This window comes from Arthrobacter sp. Br18, from assembly GCF_000520555.1.
Taxonomy (GTDB): domain Bacteria; phylum Actinomycetota; class Actinomycetes; order Actinomycetales; family Micrococcaceae; genus Arthrobacter_D.
Genome location: NZ_KI914900.1, coordinates 1 through 2,800 on the forward strand (window position 1 = coordinate 1; position 2,800 = coordinate 2,800).

Here is a 2,800-nt window from a genome sequence, read left to right on the forward strand (position 1 = left end):
ATCGGCGGCGTGGGGCTTGCGCGATATCTGGATCCGGCCCAGGACGCCGAGAAGTACGCCCCTCTGCCCACGCTCGGCTGGGACCGGGCCTACCGCTCCGGTGACCTGGTGACGCTGGAGCGGGAGGGGCTGGTCTTCGCGGGCCGAGCCGACGACCAGGTGAAGCTCGGCGGGCGGCGGATCGAGCTCGGGGAGGTCGACGCCGCGCTTCAGTCCCTGCCGGGCATGGTGGGGGCGGCCGCGGCGGTCCAGGTGACGCCCTCGGGCAACCAGCTCCTCGTCGGCTACCTGGTGCCGGGACCCGACGCCCCCGACGTCGCGGTGCTGCGGGACCTGCTCGCCGTCCGGCTGCCGGCGGCGCTCATCCCCCTCCTTACGATCACCGATTCGCTGCCCACCAAGACCAGCGGGAAAGTGGACCGCAATGCCCTGCCCTGGCCGCTTGCGGACATGGGTGAACCAGGCGGTACGTCGGATTCCATGAGCCCGGCAACCCAGTGGATCACCGACCAGTGGGCGGCGGTCCTGGGTACGGTGCCTGCGAACGAGGACGCCGACTTCTTCCTGCACGGCGGAGGTTCCCTGGCCGCAGCGAGGCTCGTCTCGCTGATCCGGGCGCGCTACCGAACGGTCACGGTGGCCGACATCTACGCCCACCCCCGCCTCGGGGCCCTGGCCGGGTTCGCCGCGGGTACGGGCGACGGCACCGTGCCCGCCGCCGCGCCGCCGCGCGCGGTGCGGCCGACGACCCGGAAGTCCCAGGTGTTCCAGACCCTGATGGGAATACCCCTCCAGTTCCTGGCCGGCATGCGGTGGCTGACCTACACCATGATTGCCGGCAACGTGCTCGGTGCACTCGGTGTGCTGACCGGCGCCGTGACGGTTTCGTGGTGGTGGGTCGCCGCATCGTGGTTCGTCTTCGTCAGTCCGCTCGGCCGGATGGCCCTGTCCGCCGCCGCCGCGCGGATCCTTCTGAGGGGCGTGGCACCCGGCACCTATCCGCGATCCGGCAGGGTACACCTCCGCCTGTGGCTCGCCGAGCAGATCTCCGACGGAGTCGCCGCGGTGGGTCTCGCCGGCGCGCCGTGGGTGCCCGTCTATGCGCGGGCCCTCGGCGCGGAGATCGGGCGCGACGTCTCCCTCCACTCCGTTCCGCCGGTCACGGGTTTGCTGACCCTCGGCAACGGCTCGTCGATCGAGCCCGAGGTCGATCTCTCGGGGTGGTGGATCGACGGCGACCGGGTCCACATCGGTGCGGTCTCCGTCGGAGCCGGTGCAGTGGTGCGGGCCCGGAGCACCCTGATGCCCGGCACCGTTATCGGCGCCGGAGCGGAGGTGGCCCCCGGATCGGCCGTGCAGGGGCGCATCAAGGCCGGTCTGCGGGTTGCCGGTTCTCCTGCGGTGCGCACGGGCAGGGCCCGGGAGGGGTGGCCGACGCCTCCTGCTGTCCCCTCGGTGCTGCACCAGCGGCTCTCCTTCCTTGCCTTCGCAGCGGCGTCCGGCCTGCTGGCGCTCATTCCCTACGCTGCCGCCGTCCTCGCTTCGCTGCCCGTCGTCGCCGCACTCAGCGGCGCCACCACCCTTTCTTCCGCGTGGCCCACACTGATCGGCCCGGTGGCGGTCACGGCCCTGCTGTGGCTTCCGGTCAACGGTCTCCTCGTCCTGGGAACGGTGCGCCTCCTCGGCCTCGGCCTCACGGACGGGTACTACAGCGGGCACAGCCGGATCGGCTGGCAGATCTGGGCCACCGAACGCACCCTCGATCTCGCCCGGGACCTCCTGTTCCCGCTCTACGCGAGTCTGTTCACCCCGGTCTGGCTCCGACTGCTCGGTGCGAGGGTGGGTCGGAATGTCGAGGCGTCCACCGTGCTGCTGATACCGAAGATGACCACCATCGGCGAGGGTGCCTTCCTCGCGGACGACACGATGGTCGGCACCTACGAACTTGGTGGCGGCTATCTCCGGATCGCTCCGGCGAAAATCGGCCGCCGGGCGTTCCTCGGCAACTCGGGAATGACCTCCGCCGGCCGGCGCGTCCCCAAGAATTCGCTCGTTGCGGTGCTCTCCGCGACGCCGGCCAAGGCGAAGGCGGGCAGTTCATGGCTCGGCAGTCCGCCGTCGCGCCTGCGCCGCCTGGCCCTCGACTCCGACCAGAGCCGCACCTTCCAGCCGCCACGCCGCCTCAGGGCAGCACGGGCGTTCTGGGAGCTGTGCCGCGTCGTGCCGATCCTCCTCACAGTCGCCATCGCGGCGTCGTCGCTCGTCATCTTCGACGCCCTGGCCGGCTGGGGCGGCCACGGCCTGGCGGCAGTGCTGAGCGGCATCGTGTTCCTGCTGCTCGGGGCCGTGGCGGCGGGCAGCGCAGTGGCCGCGAAATGGCTGCTCGTCGGGCGGATCCGGGCGGGGGAGCATCCGCTGTGGAGCTCCTTCGTCTGGCGGAACGAAGTGGTGGACACCTTCATCGAGAGCGTCAGCGCGCCGTGGTTCGCCCGTGCGGCCAGTGGAACCCCGGCGCTCGTCTGGTGGCTGCGGGCGCTCGGTTCGAAGATCGGCTCCGGCGTCTGGTGCGAGAGCTACTGGCTGCCCGAGGCCGACCTTGTCAGCCTGGGCGCAGGGTCCACCGTGAACCGCGGGTGCGTGGTGCAGACCCACCTCTTCCATGACAGGATCATGAGCATGGACACCGTGGCGCTCGCAGAAGGAGCCACCCTCGGCCCGCACAGCGTGATCCTTCCCGCAGCGGAGATCGACGCCGGGGGAACGGTCGGTCCGGCATCGCTGGTCATGCGGGGGGAGCTGG

At 71.3% G+C, this 2,800-nt stretch carries 1 protein-coding gene; it reads left to right on the forward strand.

Annotation, left to right across the window (positions count from 1 at the left end; all coding sequences use genetic code 11):
* A partial coding sequence (locus Y704_RS22460) for a Pls/PosA family non-ribosomal peptide synthetase (RefSeq protein WP_155850427.1) occupies positions 1-2,800 on the forward strand: 2,800 nt, incomplete at both ends.